Below are 22549 nucleotides of genomic sequence, written 5' to 3'. Positions count from 1 at the left end.
TACAAATTGTTTTAGAGGGCCCATGGATCGTATAACAAAAAGTTTAATAGAAGAACTTCTTAAAAACTGGAATTTAGAGACACAAGGTGAGGCAAGAGATTTTGAAAATTTCGTAAATTACTCAATCATATCACATGAATATAATAAAACCTTTTCTCTTGATGAGCTTTCAACTGGTGGAGGTCAGGATACTGGCCTTGATGGAGTTGCCATAGTGGTAAACGGGCAAATTTTAAGTGATCCTGATGAGGCAGAAGATTTTTTATCTAATGTTGGTAATAATTTAGAAGTTGACTACATTTTTACACAATCAAAAACATCATCTAATTTTAATGCCTCTGAAATAGGAACATTTTTATTTGGGGTAGAGGACTTCTTTTCTGAGGAAAATCGATTACCTAGAAACGAGATAATTACGAAGTTAGCTTTAGTTTCTAATTTAATTTTTGATCAAGCAGCTAAGTTTAGAAGAAATCCTAATGTTAAAATATATTATGTAACAACAGGAAGTTGGAAAGAAGATGACAATCTACAGTCTAGAATTAACTATAGTTTAGAATCACTTAGTAGTACAAATTTATTTAATAAAATTAATTTTTATTCCTTAGGGGCGCAGGAAATTTCAAAACTATATAGAAAGTCTAAAGAAAGTATAAGTACAACTTTCCAATTTTCGAATAGAATTACTATTCCTGATATCAAAGGAGTAACAGAAGCTTATATTGGTTTATTACCCTATAACGAATTTTTAAAAATTGTTTCAGATGAAGAACAAAACCTCTTGAATGTTTTTGAAGATAATGTAAGAGACTTCCAAGGAGAAAATAATGATGTAAATAGTGGTATTGCTAATACTATTATTAGTGAAGGTTCTGAAATTTTTAGTGTATTAAATAATGGTGTGACTATCGTTGCCAATAATATTGCTTTAACAGGAAATCAATTTACTATTTCAGATTACCAAATTGTGAATGGATGTCAAACAAGTAATGTTTTATATAATAGTCGAGGAAAAGAAAATATACAGAAGGTTAATGTACCAATAAAATTAATTGCAACTACGGATGATGATATAAAAATACAAATCACATTAGCAACTAACAATCAAACGCCAATTAAGAAGGAACAATTAGCTTCATTAACACAATTTCAGCGACGTTTAGAAGATTATTATAACTCTTATGAAGGTGACTTTAGGCTTTATTATGAAAGAAGAGCAAAACAATACAATTCAGATACCAGCGTTTTAAAATCAAAAATTATTACTGTTCCATATCAAATTAAGTCTTTTGTCGCGATGTTCTTAGATGAGCCACATAATGTTACAAGTTTTTTTGGTTTAATTGTAAGACGTTTGAATGATGGTAAAATTAAAGTATTCCATGATGACCATAAATACTTTCCTTATTACTTAAGTGCATATGCTTATTATAAACTAGATTATCTATTTAAACGTGGACAGATTGATCCCTCTTATAAAAAAGTTAAATTTCATTTTTTAATGTTATTTAGAATATTAAATGAACCTTATGAGCTTCCTAATTTAAATAGCAAGAAAATTGAAGACTACTGTGAAACCCTTTTTAAAATTTTAAATGATCCTGAAAAATGCATAATAGCCTTTAATAGATGTATAGAAATAGTTGATCGATCTGGATTTATTAAAAGTGATAAGCAAGATGTAAAATTAGTTTCTAAAACTAAAATATTAATAGATTATTGTAATAATTTGAAAGACACATCTTGTTCAGCTAATTTCTCTTTAACATAATTAATTTTAAAAGCCCCTTATTAGATTTTAAGGGGCTTTTTAAAAATTACAACTCAATTAAACCGAATGACCTAAACGCTGCCCCATCACCACTGTCGAGTTGGCTTTAAACTGCTCTTCCCAAATCATTTTATCTTTCTCAAATAAAATCACAGCAGTTGAGCCAAGATAGAAACGACCTAATTCCGCGCCTTTATCCAATGGCATTTGATGATGCTGTAACTCGACACGGCCTGTCGGTTTGACCTTACCTGTCGCAACGGTTTCAATTCCAGCAACAATCATTGCACCCACTAGAACCACTGCCATACGACCAAGTTCGGTATCGAATAAGCAGACCATACGCTCATTACGCGCAAACAAGCCCGGTACATTCTCAGCAGTCACTTGATTGACCGAGAATAATTCACCTGGGATATATAAAGTTTCGGTCAATGTGCCCGCCAAAGGCATATGCACACGGTGATAATCTTTAGGTGACAAATAAACCGTAGCGAATTGCCCTTCATGGAAAGGCTTCGCCAACTGCGGATCACCAATCAATTTTTCCACTGAAAAACTTTGACCTTTGGCCTGAAAAATATCACCTGCTTCAATTTTACCAAGCTGTGATATTGCACCATCGGCAGGACAAACAATACTATCCGCTTGTTCATCAATACCGCGTATACCTTCTTTGAGTGCACGGGTAAAAAATTCATTAAAAGATTTATAGTGTTGTGCATTGCTTTGTTCAGCAATACTCATATCAATCCCGTATTTTGCTTTAAATGCCTGAATAACAGCAGTTTTTACCAAAAGATTTTCACTTGCGGCAACTTTGCCAATCACACGGCTGAGTTGATGTTGCGGCACAAGATTTTGTGCTTTGATAAATAATTGTTTTTTTAAATCTGCTGCAAAACTCACAACGGTGACTCTCCTGAAATAATAGGACTATCGAGGCGATTGCCCCATTCGCTCCACGCACCATCATAGGCTTTAACTTGCCAGTTCAGCAATCTTGCCAGAATATACGCCAAGCCCGAACGATGGTGAGACTGACAGTACACCACCACAGGTTGTTGTAAATTAAAGCCTAATTGTTCTAAACGTTGTTGTGTGCGTTCAAGCGGGTGTAATTTTAGATGATTTTCACGATTAAGGGCAGTACTCCACTCAAAATGTAACGCATTTGGGATGTGACCGCCGCGTCGCGCAGCTAAACGTAGACCTGTATATTCATCATTACTGCGGCAGTCCCACAGTTGAATATTCTGTTCTTCGACTTGCTTTAACAATTCCTGATATTCGACCCGATATTGCTGAACGGTGTCTAAATCAATCTGCAACAGATCCGTAACAGATTTCACTGGATCAACTTCAGCCGTCGTCGGCAATCCCGCACCCAACCAGCCATGAATCCCGCCATTAATCAGACTAGTATGATGAAAACCCAGACAATGTAAATTCCAGATTAATCGCCCAGCCCAAGCACCACCTTCATCGTCATACACCACCACATGATGTTGCGGTGAAATATTTAGCTTCTCAATTAAGGCTTGTAATCCTTCTAAATCAGGTAACACGCCATTGGCTTGTTCTTGTTGTGCAACCAGATATTTCGGTTGTAAATGAATCGCATGGGGAATATGCAGTTGTTCATAAACCGATGCCCGGCTTAAATCGACAATACGAATTCGTTCGTGTCCTAAATAGGGCACGAGTTGTTCAGGTTCAATCAGTAAATCAAGTTTAAAATCTACATCAGTCATTGTTATGCTGTTTTGTCATCCGCCTTATGCGTAATTTTAGCATAGCCGACTTTTTATCTTTGTCTGATTTTTTGCATTCATTTAGCAGAAAAGGAGATATAGGGAAATTAAATCATCGAATTTTATTACAGAGTCTTACGGAGCTCTCATCCTATTTCGGGATAAGCCACTACGTCTTGCACTTCAGTTGAAATATATTTCAACTTTGTTCAGGCTCGACCTACTTTTGTTTCGACAAAAGTAGGCAAAACCATTGTCATCCACAAAACCTGTTCACTTCTTTCATCTATTTAACTGTATCGCAAAAAAGACTTCTTACTTATATCACGCAGGTTGTGGATGACGTTTACGCGTATCGAATTAAAGTTATAGAGTCTCGCTTGTTTCCTCAATCTCAAACACCTGACGCAAATACGCCAAGAACGTATCATTATCAGTCATCGTTTTTCCTGGACTATCCGAAATCTTCGCCACCGACTGACGATTACACTCCACCAGCTTCAACACAATATTCAAAGGCTTCTGCCCCATATCATTGGTCAAATTGGTGCCGATACCAAAGCTCACCTGAAAACGGTCTTTAAAATATTGATGCAATAACCATGCTTTTTCCAGATTTAGCCCATCACTAAAGGTCAACATCTTGGTTTTGGTATCAATCTTGAGTTTACGATAATGCTCAGCCGCCTTATCACCCCACTCATACGGGTCACCACTGTCATGACGTAAACCATCAAACAGCTTGGCAAAATACAAATCAAAATCGCGTAAGAATGCATCCATGCCGACCACGTCAGTCAAGGCAATCCCGAGGTCACCCCGATATTCTTGTACCCAAGCTTCTAAAGCAGCCTTCTGGAAGTTACGCAAACGTACATCAAGGGCCTGAAAAGCTTGCAAGAATTCATGTGCCATGGTTCCAATCGGGCTAATTCCCAACTGTTTCGCCAACAGCACATTACTGGTACCACGAAATACCTTTGGTGCCGCAGTATGAAATGCTTGCACTACATGTTTTTGCCATTCAAAGCTATAGCGACGGCGTGTCCCAAAATCAGACACTAAAAATGGAGGTTCATTCTCTTGTTGTTCTTGTGCATAATGTTGCAGTTGCACCAGTTTTTGCTGTAAACGACGTTCGCCTTCTGCCAGAACCTCATCACTACGGATACGGCGGAAATACAATTCATTGACGATTGCTAGGACAAAGATCTCAAACATCATGGCCTGAACCATTGGCCCTTCAATACGAATATCGAGACGACCCGCCTCATCAATGCTGGCCTGAATAAAACGACGTTTTAACTGGAAGAGTTCCAGATAATCAACAAAATCACTTTTAATAAAGCGTAACGAGCGGAGATATTGCAGCTCATCTTCAGCAAAACGCAATTCACATAGCCAGTCGAGCTGCTGATTCAAGTCATCCAGAATTTCAACGAGCGGATAAACCGTATCTTCGAGATTTCGACAACGGAATAGGTACACACTATGCGTTTGTGGAAACTGATGTAACACCACCTGCAACATGGTGAATTTATATAAGTCGGTATCAAGTAAAGATTGAATAATTGGTGTAGACATGACTGACTAGGATCTATTCTCGTTCAAGCATTAAAGCACACTTTTGCACAGAAATGAGTCTGTCGATTGCAATGGATGATTTTTCACGAAAATAAACCATTGGTAGCTTTTTAAATTCAATATGTTAGCTAAACCAGATACTATTTTTCTTGTAATGGCTGGATTTCTTTTAAACGTTGCTGCTGTCCAAATTGTAGCGCAAATTGTTCTGCCGTGAGTTGACCTGTTTTGGTAGCATTGACATCACAATCCACCTGACGCAACTGCTTGGCAATACTCCACTCGGCTTTCACGATTGCACCCATCAGTGCGGTATGCCCGCGCTTGTCTCGGAGACAACGATTGGCACCTTGTTGCAGCAACAGTTTGACGGCATCTTTCTGACCGTAGTAACTCGCCATCATTAAAGCGCTATAACCAGATTGATCCTGAATATCAATCGGAAAACCATGCTTTAAAAACTCTTGCAGGACTTCAATATTTCCCACTTTAGCCGCCGAGAAAAACAGCTCAATGACTTCTGCTGAACCATTGTCCTGTGAAGATGGTACTGCGGCATAGACAGAAGTCCCCACACTGCTGCAAAGCAAACACGCAGCAAACAAGATCGAACGTAAATGGATCATGAGCATTCCTCAAAAATCTGAATAAGGAGTGCCTGTAACACTCGCCCTAGGTGCAGGAAAGGCTATTGAGGTTACAGGACTTTCTGGGGGTAACATTCAGGCACCTGTTACCACATCAACAAAGCATTTATTCGTCTTTCAACTGACCTGCTTTATTCTGTACATTTTTAAGATTTACGCCCACAGCCTTGGCCAAACGCGTTCCGTAATCGGCATCGGCCTTATAGAAGTAAGAGACCATAATGGTTTTGGTTTCTACATCTTTAACTTGGCCTAAATCAGCCGCAAGGTTACGAATCAGGTCATTCTTTTCCAATGCTGAATAACTGCGATATACATCACCAGCCTGTTTAAATGGCTGCTGTTTCTGAATCGCCTGTTGCATAACAGTACCTTGCAACGGTGTTGCAACCGCACGTGCGATCTCAGTTGATGGCTTCGGCTCAATCGTACTTGGTTCATAATTCACATGAGACTCCGTTTGTCCCATATTCATGAAGCCTTCCTGATTATTGTTGTTCACCGCCACACGCGGACGGTTCACTGGAATTTGCTGGTGATTGGCACCTAAACGATACAACTGTGTATCTGAATAAGAGAAAATACGACCTTGTAATAAACGGTCTTCCGATGGCTCAATACCCGGAATTAAATTGCCAGGCGCAAATGCTGACTGTTCTGTTTCCTGGAAGAAATTCTTCGGCATACGATTCAGCGTCAAGGTCCCGACTTTCATTTCAGGTACCAGCTCATTCGGCCAGATTTTGGTTGCATCTAGTGGATTGAAATCAAATTTATCTAAGTCTTTTGGATCAAGTACCTGAATGTATAAGTCCCATTTCGGATAGTTTCCAGCATAGACATTTTTATACATATCATTGGTCAAGTGGCTCCAGTCACGGCCCTGTACTTCGCGTACCTGATCCAGATTCAGACCTTTTACCCCTTGCTTAGAACGCCAGTTAAATTTGACGTACTTATATTCACCCTTGTTGTTGTATAACTTGAATGCATGCACGCCAAAGCCATCCAATGTACGGTAGCTTTCAGGTGTGCCCAAGTTTGAATAGACATAGGTCAACATATTGATCGACCACGGCTGGCTTTTTAAGAAATCAAAAATGCGGTTAGGATCCTGAACATTGGTCACAGGGTCAGGCTTCATCGCATGTACAAAGTCAGGAAACTTGATCGCATCACGGATAAAGAATACGGGCAAGTTATTCCCGACGAGATCCCAGTTCCCTTGCTGGGTATAAAACTTCACAGCAAAGCCATGTGGATCACGTGCAGTTTCTGGTGAACCTTTCGGATGAATCACCGTAGAAAAACGAACAAATACAGGTGTAGTCGTACCTGCTTTAAACATAGAAGCGACGGTTAAATCAGACAAATCTTTTGTTGCGACAAAATCACCGTATACGCCTGTACCACGTGCGTGTACCACACGCTCAGGGATACGCTCACGGCCAAAACGCTGTAATTTTTGAATAAGCTGCACATCTTGCAACAAGGTTGCACCATTTGCGCCAGCTGTGGTTGAGTTCTGGTTGTCACCGACAGGCGCACCATTGTCTTTTGTTAAAGGAGCTGCATACGCGGTGCCTAACGTTGCTGCCATTATTGTGAATAAAAACGTTCGTTTAAACATACTGTTAAATCCAAAATCAAATACCTTTCCTGCACGGGGACTATACAAAGATTTTAACAATAGATAAAAAAGATAATTTTAATAAAATAAATCGAAAAATAAGATCAAGCGTTAGGAGCACTATTTTACACCCCGCTGTAGGGTCACTAAATCTGCTAGACTGCGCCACTGACTGAACATTTAATCTTTAATTCTTATGCGCGCACTAATTCAACGCGTCCTCGAAGCGAAAGTGGTGGTTGAGGGCGAGACTACAGGTGAGATTCAACACGGCTTACTGGTATTTTTAGGTCTGGGTAAAGAAGATACTTTAGAGAAAGGCCAGAAGCTGATTGATAAAATTCTGAAATACCGAATTTTTGATGATGAACAAGGCAAAATGGGCTGGAATGTCAGCCAAGCAAATGGTGGGATCTTATTGGTCTCTCAATTTACCTTGATGGCACAAACGCAAAAAGGCTTACGCCCAGACTTTGGTCCAGCGATGCCGCCAGCCGAAGCCAAAGCACTTTATGAACAGCTAGTGGAATATGCCCGCCAACAATTCAATAATGTGCAAACAGGAATTTTTGCAGCAGACATGAAAGTTCATTTAATTAATGATGGGCCAGTGACCTTTAATCTGGACATTGAATAATTCGAGTGCATAAAAAAACTCCCGATTTGGGAGTTTTTTTATGACATTTTTATTTGCCTGTTTTTTCTTTAATAAATGCACGTGCCTGACGGATTTTTTCTTTTACTGGTTTTGGCACTTTAGGTGGAATCAGTTTTGCAGCTTGGTTAAACCACACCAATAAGCTAAAGTCCCCTTCCATTTTAATGCTGCCATCCTGCATCCCTGTCATAAATGCAGTTGGATCGCCTTTTAGTAAGGTTTTTACGCCTTGCTCACTTGAAGCAAATTGCAAAATAAAATCAGCTTGTTCTGGGTTACCTGCCACTGTATCAATTTTGCCGCGGTTCACAATAATTTGACGCGCAAAACCTAAATCCGTACCAATCTGAATACGGAACTCACGGTCATGAACCAATTCAATAAACTTCGGGCTAGTGCGTGCCAATTGCTTCATACGTAACGCCAAACCTGCCACTAATAGATCAAGTGGATCAGTGCTTACATCAACGATAGGTAACTTAACCACAGGTAAAGAAGAAAGCTTCATGACATTTATGCCTACAGTATTATGATGAAAATTAAGACAACTGTATCCTAGCACAATTGTAGAAAAGTCGGAAAAAGCTTTGTTGCAGAAAGTTAGTGCAAAAAAGGCATGCTGAGCATGCCTTTGATGTTGTTAAAATTATTATAATTTATCTGCTAGAACATTGTTGCTGATCATCCTTATAAACAGGTGTATGTTCAATATACTGACGATTTGCCAGTTGTTTTTGTGCTTGTTTATCTTCACGTAACAAAATAAATGTAACCGTAATCATCGCGAAGCTCAATGCGGTGAGATAGCTATAGGCGACTGACATCTCGAATATGGTTTGCGCACCAAAGCGTACCACTTCTAACAGTCCCCAGCAGAGCATACCTGCCAACATAAAACCTAACCAACGACGATAAGGAGAAAAGAAAACAGCAATAATTGCGACAGCGATTAAGCCAAATCCAACCAACATGGTGAAATTCGCTGCTTCCATAGAAACCTCCGTCTTAAAAAGGATGGTCTGCAATTGTGTCCAGACCTCTATATTGTTCTGTAATCTCAAACAGTACTTGGTGTTGCATTAACGTCTTTATGCATTATGGAGTGTTTTTTTTAGAAAAAAAGAGCCTGAAATTAACCTTACGACATAAGCTGTCGCAATATGCTTTTGTAATTACATTTTTTAAAATTACAAAAGTCCCGAATCTCCATATAGCATCAATTGCGGCGTGTCATTACAAAAAACTATCGATGTTTTAGACCTTAAAAAAACTTTTTTCAGAAATTTTTTATCGTTGTTTTTCTATACATTTAGACATAAATATGACGGAATCGTGACGACTTAAAAATGAATAAAGCCGCTTCAAAAGCGGCCTTATTTGAACCCAAAAATCTCTGTGTTAAGCGCGATTCAGGTCTTTATCATGCATACCTAACAAGTACAAAACACCATCTAAACCCACACTAGAAATTGCTTGATTGGCATTTTGGCGAACCAAAGGCTTGGCACGGAATGCGACACCAAGACCCGCAATCGAGAGCATTGGCAAATCGTTAGCACCATCCCCAACCGCCATCGCCTGTTCTAAGGAAATTCCCATTTTCTCAGCCAATTGACGCAGTAGCTCAGCTTTACGTGCACCATCGACAATTGCACCTTTCACTTCACCTGTCACGATGCCATTTTCAACATCGAGAATATTGGCATGCACCTCATCAATTCCCAGTTTTGCTTGCAGATATTCAGCAAAGTACTGGAAACCACCTGATAGAATTGCGGTCTTATAGCCTAGCGCTTTCAGTGTCGAAATCAGACGCTCTGCCCCTTCAGTCACGGTCAAACGTTCTGCAATTTTAGGTAAAACTGACGCATCCAGACCTTTTAATAAAGCGACACGGGCACGGAAACTTTGCTGGAAATCCAGCTCCCCGAGCATAGCGCGCTCTGTAATTTCAGCCACCTGTTCACCAACGCCAGCTTCTAAGGCCAACTCATCAATTACTTCTTGCTCGATGAGGGTTGAATCCATATCGAAGCACACCAGACGGCGATTGCGGCGATACGCATTGTCTTCTTGTACTGCGACATCAATATTCAATTCACCTGACAAGCTCAGGCAGGCTGCACGCATGGCTTGTGCATCTAACATCTGCCCACTCAATCCAAATTGGACACAGGCCCGACGCGGGAAAGGACTCTCAGTATCCAGTTCTAAACGGCCAGATAAGCGCGTGACGGTTTCGATATTAAAACCCTGACTCGACACAATTTTTGTGACCGCTTGCAAATGCGCAGCCGTGAGTTCTGGGGCAAGTGCCGTCACGATATAGCGCGTTCGGCCACCTTCACTCACCCATTGATCATATTCTGCGTTGGAGATTGGTTTAAATCGCACTGTTAGGCCAATATCATGTGCTAAAATCAGAATCTCTTTCATTGCCAATGCAGTAGCAGTCTCATTATCCGATGCAACAACGATCCCAAGGGTGAGTTGATTGTGGATAACGGCCTGACCTACATCAAGTATTTGCAAAGAATGTACGGATAGTACCTGCATTAATCGAGTAAACTGATTCGGTTGATCTGGTCCTAGAAAGGATATAAGAATGATTTCTCGCATGAATTGACTCGTGGTTGAGCGACAACTATTGTATGTAAGAATCATAACATAACCGAACCTAAATCTATTTGCCTTGGAAGTTTAACTTGAATGCGCCTCGCCAAGGGCTATTTGCTAGCCTACTGATCGTAAGTTTTGCATTGCATACCTTTTTATTGGTGATTGCAACGACACATCAACTCAATGAAAACCGCGCCAGCCAAGGTCAACTGATGACAAGTCAGTTAGTGGCAGATACGCTTTCCGAGCTGGAACCTGCCAACACCGTTTCATTGGCTCTGGTGGCGAATCGTTATGCCACCAATCCAAGTGTTGCTTCGATTCGTATCCTAGATGCCAATAAGCAAGTCCTTGCCACCAGTGGGATGTCGAAAACTCGCCAAGGCGAAGTGTTTGTTCGTGATGCATTGCAAAATGAGAAGAAAGTTGGAACGGTTGAAATTACCCTCATCCAGCCAAGTATCGGTGAAATCTTACGTACCCAATGGTTAGCGATTTTAGTTTCCTTATTTATTCACGGCTTGATCTGGCTGGCGTATCGTGCCATTGCCCGTCCAACACGTAGTGAATATCTGGCTCGTATTAACCAAGAAAATCATCTTAAGCATGAAATTCAACGTTTAACTCAGGCATTGGCGCTCGAAAAGCAAAATACGGTGACACTGGTTGCTCAGGCTCAACAACAGGCCAAAGCGCAAAGCAAGGCGCGCATCGAGAAGCGTCCAGCAGAAGCGGTTCAACTGGATGATCAGGCATTGGCTTTGAACATTCAGTTCTATGATCCGAAGCAACTTCTGAATAGTGTCAATCAGTCTGTTTCGGTGCCATATTTTAAACTTTGCCAGTTATTCTTGGATAAAAGTATCGACCTCTGTGCCAAGCATTATGAAATTGATGCCGCCAAGATTCATGTCACCCAAGAATTTGATAGCGAAGGTGCAACTTTGACCACCAACACGGAACAGCCACAAGCGCTAGAATGCCTGATGATGGTCGGTGCTGTGTTCCAGCTGTTGTCTGATGTATTGTATAAACGTTACCGTGAAGATAAACGTTTTGCCTTGCAAACTCGTGGTGCGGTTGCTGGCGCGGTGGATGCCATGCAACTGGATGCGGTTGAAGCAGCAAAACGCTTGACTCAACATCTACATGCCAAAGAAGCGGCATTACACCTCAATCATGATCAGCTTAAGACCATTCAAAATAATTATGAATTGGTGGCGATGCCGAATCCAAGCAATATCATGACTCGCCATGCGTTCATGATTAATGGCATGAATGAAGCCTGCGCAACTGTGGCACAGACACTGCGTACTGAAATCTTGATGGGCAAAAAAGCGAAAGCAGCCACTGAATCCTGATTCAAGCGCTAGATCTTAAAATAAGGCTTTGTTTCACGACAAAGCCTTATTTTTTCCAGCTCAAACGCCTCACAAAATGAGCCTAGAAAGTTCACAACAGCAGCTCCAGATCTGGCCAATATCTGCTTTTGCAGATGACATATTTGAATTGATCAAGAAGCACAGGCGAAATTTTTTAAAATGCGGTAAACTATGCCAGATTTATCGAATACTAGAGCCTTAAAAGGCAACATCAAAGGTGAAAGCGAATGCCGCTGAGTCGTGTTGAAGAGCTTGTCGCAGATATTCGTGCAGGCAAAATGGTCATCCTGATGGATGATGAAGATCGTGAGAATGAAGGTGACTTAGTCATCGCTGCAACGCATGTTCGCCCTGAAGATATTAACTTCATGATTACCCATGCACGTGGTTTGGTCTGCCTGACTTTAAGCCGTGAGCGTTGTAAGCAGCTCAACCTGCCATTAATGGTTGATCAGAACGGCGCACAGCACGCGACCAACTTCACGTTATCGATTGAAGCAGCAGAAGGCATTAGCACAGGTATTTCGGCAGCTGAACGTGCACATACCATTCGTACTGCGGTTGCTGCACATGCCAAGCCAAGCGATATCGTACAGCCAGGGCATATTTTTCCATTGATGGCACAACCAGGTGGTGTATTACACCGCGCGGGTCATACCGAAGCTGGTTGTGATTTAACCCGTTTGGCTGGTCTTGAACCTGCATCAGTGATCTGTGAAATCATCAATGATGACGGTACTATGGCGCGTCGCCCTGATCTGGAAGTCTTTGCAGAAAAGCATGGCTTAAAAATTGGGACTATTGCGGATCTGATTCATTACCGCATGACCAATGAGCAAACCGTTGAACGTTTGTCTCAAGAGACCATTGAAACTGAATATGGTACTTTTGAACTGTATAAATACCGTGAAATTGGTAACCCTGATATTCATGTTGCCTTGGTCAAAGGTGAACCGAAACAGGGTGTTACGACAGTTCGTGTACATGGTTTCAGTCCAATTCGTGACTTGTTAAAGCTGAATAAAGCAGATGGCTCACCCGCATGGAATCTTGATCTTGCAATGAAAACCATTGCTGCAAGTGATCGTGGTGTACTGGTCTGGATTGGTCAGAATCATTTAGAAGATTTAGGCCCAGCTTTAAATAGTTTGAATCAGCCAAAACCGCTGAAATCAAATGCCGCGCTTTCTCACCAATATCAGACCATTGGTGTTGGTGCACAGATTTTACGTGACTTGGGTGTTGAGAAAATGAAGTTGTTGAGTTCTCCACTTCGTTTCAATGCCCTATCAGGATTTAATTTAGAGGTAGTGGAATACATCACTGCCGATCAAATCACAGCAAAATAATCGAGGTTGCTATGGCAATTCGCCGTATTGAAGGTTTATTACATCTCGCAAGCGAAGGTCGTTATGCGATCTTAGTGGGTCGTTTCAACAGCTTCGTGGTTGAACATTTACTTGAAGGCGCAATCGACACTTTAAAACGTCATGGCGTTTCAGAAGATGCGATTACGGTTATTCATGCGCCAGGTGCATGGGAACTGCCGATCGTTGCGAAAAAATTAGCGGCTTCAAATAAATTTGATGCCATCATTGCATTAGGTGCAGTGATTCGTGGTAGCACACCACATTTTGATTTTGTTGCAGGCGAATGTGCAAAAGGTTTAGGTGTGGTTGCACTTGAAAGCACAATGCCAGTGATCAATGGTGTCTTGACGACAGACAGCATTGAACAAGCAATTGAACGTTCTGGTACGAAAGCAGGAAACAAAGGTAGCGAAGCTGCATTGACTGCAATCGAAATGGTTAACTTATTAAAGGCAATTTAAAGCATGTCGCAAACACTTCAGGCCGCTTATGCAGCGAAACGCAAAGCACGTCGTTTTGCTGTACAAGGGATTTATGAATGGCAAATGAGTCATAACCCTGTACATGAAATTGAAGCACGTACGCGTGTTGAAAATGCGATGCACAAAGTTGACCTTAACTATTACCATGAATTGCTCACTCAAGTGGTTGCTCAACATGAAGCCTTAGATGAGTTACTCATCCCGGTACTTGACCGTGAGCTAAATGCCCTTGATGGTGTAGAGCTTGCAACTTTGCGTTTAGGCGCTTATGAACTACGAGATCACCTCGAAGTTCCGTATCGTGTTGTACTTGATGAAGCAATTGAGTTAGCGAAACACTTTGGTGGTGCAGACAGCCATAAATACATCAATGGTGTATTAGACCGTCTTTCATCAAAACTTCGTGAAGCTGAAAAACAACAAGCAAAATAATAGGCTTGATGTTGTATGGCTGAGTTTTCCATTATTGAGCGCTACTTTAAGCGTACATCCAATGCAGATGTAAGTTTAGGCATCGGTGATGACTCAGCCATTGTCACCCCCCCTCCTTCACAACAATTGGTGATCTGTGCAGATACACTGGTTGCTGGTCGACATTTTCCCCTAGATACGGCTCCCCATGCTATTGGCTGGAAAAGTGTCGCTGTCAATTTATCTGATCTGGCTGCAATGGGTGCAAAACCCCACAGTATTTTACTGGCACTGAGCTTACCGACCGTTGATCACGACTGGCTGGCTGGATTTAGTCAGGGGCTTTTCGATTGCTGCGATCAATTTGGTGTGAGCTTGATCGGTGGCGATACCACTCAAAGTACTCAACTCACCATCAGTGTGACAGCCTTAGGCTGGATTGAACAAGGCCAAGCCATCACACGTGCAGGCGCTCAGGTTGGTGACTATATTTGTGTCAGTGGGCAAGTTGGAGACGCAGCCTTTGGATTGCAGCATCTTGGTCATGTCCTACAACAACGTCTGGACTACCCAACGCCACGCTGTCAACTCGGCCAACAGCTGAAAGGTCTGGCATCCAGCATGATTGATGTGTCAGATGGCTTGGCTCAGGATCTGGGTCATATTCTGAAAGCATCCAATGTCGGTGCAAAATTACAGCTTGATCAACTTCCGTTAGATCCATCACTAAAACAACTCGATCTGCAACAGGCTTGGCATTATGCACTTGCAGGCGGTGATGATTACGAATTATGCTTTACAATATCACCGCAAAACTTTAAGGAACTGTCGCGACAACAATTAGATGTTCCGATTACAATAATTGGCGAAATTACCCAACAAACTGGATTGTTATTTGAGTATATGGGCGAAGCATGCCCGTTACATGTTCATGGATACCAACACTTTGCATAAACCTCCCATTCACTTTAACCAAATGTCTTGGTTTGACCGTTTCATCGTTTTTTGCGGTGTCGGTTTCGGTTCTGGTTTAGCACCTAAAGCACCGGGTACATTTGGTTCGGCCTTTGCACTCCTGTTTACGCCACTATGGGTATATCTCGGTCTGTCTGCCAGCATCGCTGTGGTCATTTTAATGTCATTGATTGGCATTTATATCTGTGGCCATACAGCAAAAGTGATCAATGTCCACGACGATGGACGTATTGTTTGGGACGAGTTTGCAGGACAATCCATTAGCCTGCTCCCTTTGCTTTATTTGCAACAAGTGAACTGGTTATGGGTCATTGTTGGATTCGTATTATTCCGTATATTTGATGTCTGGAAACCATTCCCGATCAGCTGGGCAGATCAGAAAGTTTCTGGCGGCTTCGGAATCATGCTCGACGATATCATTGCGGGACTTTGGGCAGCACTCTGTATTCTTATTATTCATTTTTATATTTTGACTTAAGCCATAAATTAGAGTTAGTTATGTCAACAACTGTTATTATTCTTGCAGCAGGGAAAGGAACGCGAATGCGTTCACAACTACCAAAAGTATTACAACCATTGGCAGGTCGTCCACTGCTGGGTCATGTAATCCAGACGGCAAAAAAACTGAATGCGCAAAATATTATTACCATTTATGGGCATGGCGGTGAGTTGGTTAAACAAAGCTTTGCTGCCGAGCAAATTAAATGGGTCGAGCAGGCTGAACAGTTAGGCACCGGTCATGCGGTTCAAATGACTTTACCAGTACTACCGCAAGATGGTATTTCCTTAATTCTCTATGGTGATGTGCCACTCGTTCGTCAAAGTACGCTTGAACAATTATTAGAAGCTTCGAGTCAATCTGGTATCGGCATGATCACCCTGAATGTTGAAAATCCAACAGGTTATGGTCGTATCGTTCGTCAAGCTGGCAAAATTCAAGCCATTGTTGAACATAAAGATGCCAATGAAGAACAGCGCCAGATTCAGGAAATTAATACAGGTATTTACTGCGTCAGCAATGCCAAACTGCATCAATGGTTACCAAAGCTCTCTAACAATAACGTTCAGGGTGAATATTACCTGACTGATATTGTGGCAATGGCAGTTGAAGATGGCTTAGAAATTGCGTCTATTCAGCCTGAGCTAGAATTCGAGGTTGAAGGCGTCAATGACCGTCTACAACTGGCGACCTTAGAGCGCCAATTCCAGCAACAGCAAGCCAAAGAATTGATGCAACAAGGCGTTCATCTGATTGACCCAAATCGTTTTGATTTGCGCGGCAATCTCAAGTGCGGTCAAGATGTACAAATTGATGTCAATGTCATCATTGAAGGTGACTGCGAACTTGGCGATAACGTCCAGCTCGGCGCTGGCTGTATCTTAAAGAATACCCGTATTGCGGCAGGGACCAAGGTTCAAGCCTATAGTATTTTTGAAAACGCGGTAGTTGGGGAAAATACCCAGATTGGGCCATTCGCGCGTTTACGCCCAGGCGCTAATCTTGCCAATGACGTGCATATCGGCAACTTTGTTGAAGTAAAGAATTCAAATATTGGTCTTGGTTCTAAAGCCAACCACTTCACTTATCTAGGTGATGCGGATATCGGTGCAGGCTGTAACATTGGCGCAGGTACGATTACCTGTAACTATGATGGCGCCAACAAACACCGGACCATTATTGAAGACAATGTATTTATTGGAACCAATAACTCATTGGTTGCACCAATCAAAATCGGTCAGGGTGCGACCACAGGTGCGGGATCTACCTTAACACGAGATGTGGCTGAGCGTAGTTTGGCTGTGGAACGAGCAAAGCAGTTTGAAAAAGCGGATTATCAACGTCCCCAAAAACTGAAAAAATAAGAGGATAAAATTATGTGTGGTATTGTTGGTGGCGTTGCTGAACGTTGTGTAACCGAGATTCTGATCGAAGGTCTAAAACGTCTGGAATATCGTGGCTATGACTCTGCAGGTTTAGCCTTGCTCAATAAACAGCAAATCCTGCGTGAACGTCGCGTAGGTAAAGTGGCTAATCTAGCTGAAGCCGTAGCAGAACAGCATTTAACAGGTAATGTGGGTATTGCACACACACGTTGGGCAACACACGGTAAACCGACTGAAAACAATGCGCATCCACACGTTTCTGGCAATGTAGCCGTTGTACATAACGGTATTATTGAGAACTACCAAGAACTTAAAGATGAATTACAAGCTTTAGGTTATGTCTTTACCTCTCAAACAGATACAGAAGTTGTTGCGCATCTCGTTAGTGAAGCACTAAAACAAACTGATAGTCTGCTGGAAGCGGTACAAAAAATTACACCTCGCCTGAAAGGTGCGTATGCACTGGGTATTGTGCATACCGCACATCCGGATGAGCTGATTACCGTGCGTGAAGGCTCTCCACTAGTAATTGGTGTGGGTATTGGTGAGAACTTTATCAGTTCAGACCAGTTGGCTTTGTTGCCTGTGACCAATCGCTTTGTTTATTTAGAAGAAGGCGATATTGCACGCTTAACCCGTAATAGCATTGAAGTTTTTGCAAATGGTGAAGCGGTTGAACGTCCAGTAAAAGAATTAGATGCAACGGTTAGTAATGCTTCTAAAGGCGAATATAAGCACTTCATGCTCAAAGAAATTTATGAGCAACCTGAAGCGATTCAGCAAACCATTTCTCAAGCATTGAATGGCAATAGCTTACGCGAAGATTTCTTAAATCATGCCGATGCCGATTTCAGTAAAATCCAGCAAATTCAAATTATTGCCTGTGGTACCAGCTACCATGCGGGCATGATTGCCAAATACTGGTTCGAGCAATTGATTGGCGTGCCTTGTCAGGTTGAAATCGCAAGTGAATTCCGCTATCGCACACCTGTTATCGTTGCCAATACGCTGTATATCTGTATTTCTCAATCAGGTGAAACTGCGGATACCTTAGCTGCGTTACGTGAAATTCAAAAACGTGCCAAAGCCAACAACATTGACATCACTACCATGACGATTTGTAACGTCGCAACTTCATCAATGGTGCGTGAAACAGATCACCATTTACTAACGCTGGCAGGCCCTGAAATTGGTGTGGCATCAACCAAAGCCTTTACCACTCAGCTTGCGGCATTGATGTTGTTAATTCTGAAAATTGGTCAAGTGAAACAACGCCTTTCTGATGCGCAACTGAATGAAATCACTACTGCTTTATGGCACTGCCCGAAAGTCATTTTAGATACCTTACAAGGTGATACTGAAATTCTTCGCTTGTCTGCGCTGTTCGTGGAAAAGAATCACTGCCTGTTCTTGGGTCGTGGTACACATTTCCCAATCGCACTTGAAGGTGCATTGAAACTGAAAGAAATTTCATATATTCATGCTGAAGGTTATGCCGCAGGTGAATTAAAGCATGGCCCTCTTGCTTTAGTTGACAACGAAATGCCTGTGGTGATTTTGGCACCGCATGATGAAATGCTCGATAAACTCAAATCGAACATGGAAGAAGTACAAGCACGTGGTGGTGAGTTATTTGTTTTCGCGGATGAGAACAGTGGTATTCACGGTAAAGACCGTCAACACGTCGTACATATTCCAGCAGTCAATGAATGGTTAGCGCCAATCGTTTACAGCGTACCAGTACAATTATTGTCTTACCATGTTGCTGTTTTACGCGGTACTGATGTCGACCAGCCACGTAACCTCGCTAAGAGTGTAACGGTAGAATAATAAAATTATTAACTCTACACAGTTAATAATCAAAAATAGCCCAGACATATTAAATAAAAAGTATGCTGGGCTTTTTTATAACTGAATCACAGAATAGCGTAATCAAGTTAAGATAAAGATCATCAAATAATCCAAAATAAATCATTGATAAGATTCAAATTTTTAATTTCATAAAACGTAGAATATACCAATTAATTCAGCGATCTATAACACGCTAAAACAATCTTTGCCAAAAGATGAATATGGCTAAAATCCAATCTATGTGTGCTCTCAGTATCTCTAGTGAGAACAATACAGGGAAGAATAAAATCTATCCCTCTCATAAATCATCTTTGCCTTAGATATTTTTTATTACATTCGTCAACATTAAAACTTCAAATTTTCCAGATATTGATAGTCAGAATTTTTACACTTCGTTATAAATACTTTAATAGATAAGCTAAAGCTTTAAATTGATTTAATTACATATAAATCAGCTAATTAGATAACTCTAAAAGCATATTTAGCTCAACCCGTACTTATGAAAATCTAACACTAACAAAGCCTACGAATAGGAAATGGAGAACCTTATGGCTTTTTTAAACACAAATCGATAGGGAAATAAATTTTATTTCCTCTTAGACGCACTATAGATAGGGATGGTCTTGATACAAAAAATTAAGCCACAAAAGTAACCGGCTTTTTAGCCCAGTCGTGCCTAATTTTCTGAACAGCTCTTCACTCATCGTGAACAGCCCAACCTCTGTATTATCTATTTTAGCGAATCTAAATCTATAGTTATTTAAAAAATAACAATTTTCCTTTTAATATCAGGATTAAAATATGAAACTTGATTACGCTGAATCTTTAAGAAAATTCTCTGAAACTTTTAATCTTTCCAAGGAAGAAACATCTAAAGGGAATGATCAAATCCCAGGTGGTTTTAGTCGTAGAACCTTTGCCTATGGCCCGCATGCAATTTTCGCTGAGCGAGGTGAAGGCCAATATGTTTATACAATTGAAGGTAAAAAACTACTCGATCTGAATAATAACTTTTCGACCAATGTCACTGGTCACAATCATCCTGAAATTCTCAAAGCTATTCAGGAAGTCCTGAAAAAGGGATTCTCATTTGGTAATCCTGTAAATTACGAGTTAGAGCTCGCCCAACTCCTATGCCAACGAATTGATTCTATTGAGAAGGTTAAATTTTTCTGTTCCGCTAGCGAGGCATGTTTGAGTGCGATCCGTATTGCCCGAGGATACACAGGAAAAAATAAAATAGCCAAATTCGAAGGAGGTTATCATGGATTCTGTGACGATTTAGCAATTTCTGCACATCCAACACCAGCTAGTTTTCCGGGCCCAGACTTCCATCCAAAGCCATTACCAGATTCAGCAGGGATCCCAACCTACAAAAGCGATAATGTCATTGTATTAGTACAAAATGATTATCAAGCATGCGAAAGTATTCTTCGTAATCATGCAGATGATGTAGCTTGTGTCATTATGGAATTGCAGTCAGGCGCAGGAGGAGTCGTTGAGCTTGATAAGGAATTTGTTGCTCGTATTCGAAAGCTTACTCAGGAGCTTGGCATCCTTTTAATCATTGATGAAACCATGACCTTACGTGCAGCTAAAGGAGGACTACAGAGTATCTATCAAGTCCATCCAGATCTTACTGTAATGGGTAAAATGATTGGAGGTGGGCTTCCTATCGGTGCTGTAGGTGGTCGTCGCGAAATCTTCCGTGTTCTAGAAGAAAATCAAATACTTATTTCAGGCACACATCATGGACATCCACTTTCATGTGCAGCCGGTAGCGCTTGTTTACGAGTCATGAATGATGAAGCTTACGAACGTTTGAATCGTATGGCAAAAAGAATCAAGGATGAACTCAATCACTGGGCGAAAGCATCTAATTATCCTTTTATTGTTTATGGTGCATTTTCAATGCTAGGGTATGCATTTACCAAAGAAATTGGCCAAGAAATCAAAACTCATCGTGACTATTGGCATAAAATTGATGAAGATTCTATGAATACTTATGCATTGGAAATGGCAACGCAAGGCTACTTTCCTGTGCATCGTGGACAAATTGGTCTTACATTACCCATGACCGATGAAGATATCAGTGGATATATCGAAACCACTAAAGAAATTATCCAAAAAATGCATGAATAAAGCCAAGTTATAAAATAATAGACATCCATGATTATCTTATTTGATAAAATAATGGATGTTGTTATTTATAGCCCAAATCATCTCGAAAGCTCTAATGTTGTTGAGGGTAATTCTCCAAATAATCCTTTATAATCTTGTGCAAATTGAGAAAAATGCCAAAATCCCCAATATGAGGCAACCTGACTAACCGTCATTTTTTCTTCATTGGCTAATAGCATTTTTCTTGCACAATTTAGCTTCCAGTATTTTAGAAATAAAGATGGGCTACACCCTATAATAATTTCAAAATAATTTTGCAAGGTTCTTCTAGATGTATTGGTAACCTTACAAAAGTCTTCAACTGTAATTGGCAGATCGCTATTACTTTGTAAATAATATAGAATTTCTTTAATGACCCGTTCTGCTTTATTCTTAGCTTTCTTATGTTCGAGCTTGTCATTCCTAATGGAATTTATATATTCAGAACCAATATCAGTAAAATCTGAAATAATATCTTTTTTAGCTACCTCATTTAAAAAAATATTTTCAAATGCGTTAAATAAACACCTAATTTTATTATAAATTTTATTATTTAGTTCAGCATTTCTGCTTAAACTCATCATGTCTTCTAATTGTTCAATATCATCACCGACCAATGATTGCAGTGGTATTTGCAACGCATAGAACTTTGATTCTTCAGGTGTTTTTAGCAAAATCTCTTGATTGGGTCTAATACTAATAATATCTGAATTTTCTACTGTATGTCCTAGACAAATCGCTGGAGAATGAAAATTTCGAAATATACCTATACATAAAACCCCTTGCTGACAGCATCCTTCTTGAAATACTGCAGTTGATAGCTTTTCCTCATAAATTTCTATATCACCAAGCCAGATCTTACTTAGATTACCAATGAACTTTCCAGAAGATACTTGGTGATAAGAAAACTCCCAATCTTCTATCAATTTTGTATGATAATAAGGATCTATATGACCATTATGAGATACATATCCAAATTCCAAATTTTCTTTCATTGCAATTTCCTTTTTTGCAAATAGTCCTTGATAGCAAAAAAATACCGCCCCAATGAAATAAACTCTTATTCTCTACCTTGCCCTGTTCCTTTCATCCAAAAGAAATTTTTAAATTTATATAAAAAAGAGATGAAATTATAAAAATCATATATTTGCACAAGAAATAGAAATGTTTTATCTAATATTAATTTTATATAATTAAAGCTTTCATCTCTTGGTTAAAATTTAACACATGCACAAAATTCGTTCAAAATCTATATTTCATCATTATTGTATAATTTAAGTTTCTTTTGTCTAATTAATAAAAAATAGTTATGCTAAAGATTTGTATTTAAAATAATTTTTGATGTAATAAATAAATTGTATTGCTATAAAT

20 protein-coding genes are annotated in these 22549 nt (G+C 40.4%); 11 read left to right on the top strand and 9 right to left on the bottom strand.

What is annotated here, in order from left to right:
• Positions 1 to 1771 (top strand): AIPR family protein (locus AWW72_RS13485; protein ID WP_212815495.1); only part of this gene is annotated, 1771 nt, incomplete at its 5' end.
• A gap of 57 nt (positions 1772 to 1828) precedes the next feature.
• Here the strand turns inward: AWW72_RS13485 and asd are convergent.
• The 5 genes from asd to AWW72_RS13460 all read right to left on the bottom strand — a co-directional run bounded on the left by asd (position 1829) and on the right by AWW72_RS13460 (position 7386).
• Positions 1829 to 2680, bottom strand: coding sequence for an archaetidylserine decarboxylase (asd, locus tag AWW72_RS13480; RefSeq protein WP_062847666.1), 852 nt, complete (start codon positions 2678 to 2680; stop codon positions 1829 to 1831).
• Positions 2677 to 3525, bottom strand: a complete 849-nt coding sequence (locus tag AWW72_RS13475; RefSeq protein ID WP_062847665.1) for a sulfurtransferase — start codon at positions 3523 to 3525, stop codon at positions 2677 to 2679. The genes asd and AWW72_RS13475 overlap by 4 nt, the downstream gene beginning before the upstream one ends.
• Positions 3526 to 3891: 366 nt before the next feature.
• Positions 3892 to 5109 (bottom strand): nicotinate phosphoribosyltransferase, encoded by a 1218-nt coding sequence (gene pncB, locus AWW72_RS13470; protein WP_062847664.1) that lies wholly within the window; start codon positions 5107 to 5109, stop codon positions 3892 to 3894.
• A 140-nt stretch (positions 5110 to 5249) separates the two neighbouring features.
• Entirely contained in the window at positions 5250 to 5735 is a 486-nt protein-coding gene (locus AWW72_RS13465) for an ankyrin repeat domain-containing protein (RefSeq protein WP_062847663.1), read from the bottom strand.
• A 127-nt stretch (positions 5736 to 5862) separates the two neighbouring features.
• On the bottom strand, positions 5863 to 7386 hold the full coding sequence (locus tag AWW72_RS13460; RefSeq protein ID WP_062847662.1) for a catalase: 1524 nt from the start codon (positions 7384 to 7386) through the stop codon (positions 5863 to 5865).
• Positions 7387 to 7582: 196 nt separating this feature from the next.
• On the opposite strand from AWW72_RS13460, the gene dtd reads away from it, so the two are divergent.
• Entirely contained in the window at positions 7583 to 8023 is a 441-nt protein-coding gene (gene dtd / locus AWW72_RS13455) for a D-aminoacyl-tRNA deacylase (RefSeq protein ID WP_004776348.1), read from the top strand.
• Positions 8024 to 8072: 49 nt separating this feature from the next.
• Here the strand turns inward: dtd and AWW72_RS13450 are convergent, their stop codons facing one another.
• From AWW72_RS13450 to serB, 3 genes are all read right to left on the bottom strand, one after another.
• Positions 8073 to 8552 carry a hypothetical protein gene (locus tag AWW72_RS13450; RefSeq protein WP_004776350.1) on the bottom strand — a complete coding sequence of 160 codons (480 nt, stop codon included), beginning with the start codon at positions 8550 to 8552 and terminating at the stop codon, positions 8073 to 8075.
• 148 nt (positions 8553 to 8700) lie between these two features.
• A complete protein-coding gene (gene aciT / locus AWW72_RS13445; RefSeq protein ID WP_004776351.1) occupies positions 8701 to 9036 on the bottom strand; it encodes a ciprofloxacin tolerance protein AciT in 336 nt (111 codons plus the stop codon).
• 406 nt (positions 9037 to 9442) lie between these two features.
• A complete protein-coding gene (serB, locus tag AWW72_RS13440; protein WP_047429908.1) occupies positions 9443 to 10663 on the bottom strand; it encodes a phosphoserine phosphatase SerB in 1221 nt (406 codons plus the stop codon).
• Between the two features lie 68 nt (positions 10664 to 10731).
• On the opposite strand from serB, the gene AWW72_RS13435 reads away from it, so the two are divergent.
• The 9 genes from AWW72_RS13435 to AWW72_RS13395 all read left to right on the top strand — a co-directional run bounded on the left by AWW72_RS13435 (position 10732) and on the right by AWW72_RS13395 (position 21160).
• Entirely contained in the window at positions 10732 to 12024 is a 1293-nt protein-coding gene (locus tag AWW72_RS13435) for a hypothetical protein (RefSeq protein ID WP_171254728.1), read from the top strand.
• Positions 12025 to 12272: 248 nt separating this feature from the next.
• A complete protein-coding gene (gene ribBA / locus AWW72_RS13430; protein ID WP_004776357.1) occupies positions 12273 to 13394 on the top strand; it encodes a bifunctional 3,4-dihydroxy-2-butanone-4-phosphate synthase/GTP cyclohydrolase II in 1122 nt (373 codons plus the stop codon).
• A gap of 11 nt (positions 13395 to 13405) precedes the next feature.
• On the top strand, positions 13406 to 13876 hold the full coding sequence (gene ribH / locus AWW72_RS13425) for a 6,7-dimethyl-8-ribityllumazine synthase (protein ID WP_004659764.1): 471 nt from the start codon (positions 13406 to 13408) through the stop codon (positions 13874 to 13876).
• Positions 13877 to 13879: 3 nt separating this feature from the next.
• On the top strand, positions 13880 to 14329 hold the full coding sequence (gene nusB / locus AWW72_RS13420; RefSeq protein ID WP_004657014.1) for a transcription antitermination factor NusB: 450 nt from the start codon (positions 13880 to 13882) through the stop codon (positions 14327 to 14329).
• 15 nt (positions 14330 to 14344) lie between these two features.
• Positions 14345 to 15262 (top strand): thiamine-phosphate kinase, encoded by a 918-nt coding sequence (gene thiL / locus AWW72_RS13415; protein ID WP_062847660.1) that lies wholly within the window; start codon positions 14345 to 14347, stop codon positions 15260 to 15262.
• Positions 15240 to 15761: a phosphatidylglycerophosphatase A family protein gene (locus AWW72_RS13410; RefSeq protein ID WP_062847659.1), complete on the top strand. Its 522-nt coding sequence runs from the start codon at positions 15240 to 15242 to the stop codon at positions 15759 to 15761. Before thiL ends, AWW72_RS13410 begins: the two co-directional genes overlap by 23 nt.
• Before the next feature lie 20 nt (positions 15762 to 15781).
• Positions 15782 to 17146 (top strand): bifunctional UDP-N-acetylglucosamine diphosphorylase/glucosamine-1-phosphate N-acetyltransferase GlmU, encoded by a 1365-nt coding sequence (gene glmU / locus AWW72_RS13405; protein WP_062847658.1) that lies wholly within the window; start codon positions 15782 to 15784, stop codon positions 17144 to 17146.
• A gap of 12 nt (positions 17147 to 17158) precedes the next feature.
• On the top strand, positions 17159 to 18997 hold the full coding sequence (glmS, locus tag AWW72_RS13400) for a glutamine--fructose-6-phosphate transaminase (isomerizing) (protein WP_062847657.1): 1839 nt from the start codon (positions 17159 to 17161) through the stop codon (positions 18995 to 18997).
• A gap of 822 nt (positions 18998 to 19819) precedes the next feature.
• The gene (locus tag AWW72_RS13395; RefSeq protein ID WP_062847656.1) at positions 19820 to 21160 is read left to right on the top strand and encodes an aspartate aminotransferase family protein; all 1341 of its coding nucleotides are present in this window, start codon (positions 19820 to 19822) and stop codon (positions 21158 to 21160) included.
• A 77-nt stretch (positions 21161 to 21237) separates the two neighbouring features.
• Here the strand turns inward: AWW72_RS13395 and AWW72_RS13390 are convergent, their stop codons facing one another.
• The gene (locus AWW72_RS13390; RefSeq protein ID WP_062847655.1) at positions 21238 to 22173 is read right to left on the bottom strand and encodes a helix-turn-helix domain-containing protein; all 936 of its coding nucleotides are present in this window, start codon (positions 22171 to 22173) and stop codon (positions 21238 to 21240) included.
• Positions 22174 to 22549: the final 376 nt, after the last annotated feature.

The organism is Acinetobacter sp. NRRL B-65365 (genome assembly GCF_001605865.1).
Lineage (GTDB): Bacteria > Pseudomonadota > Gammaproteobacteria > Pseudomonadales > Moraxellaceae > Acinetobacter > Acinetobacter vivianii.
This window is presented reverse-complemented; position numbering and strand designations above follow the sequence as displayed.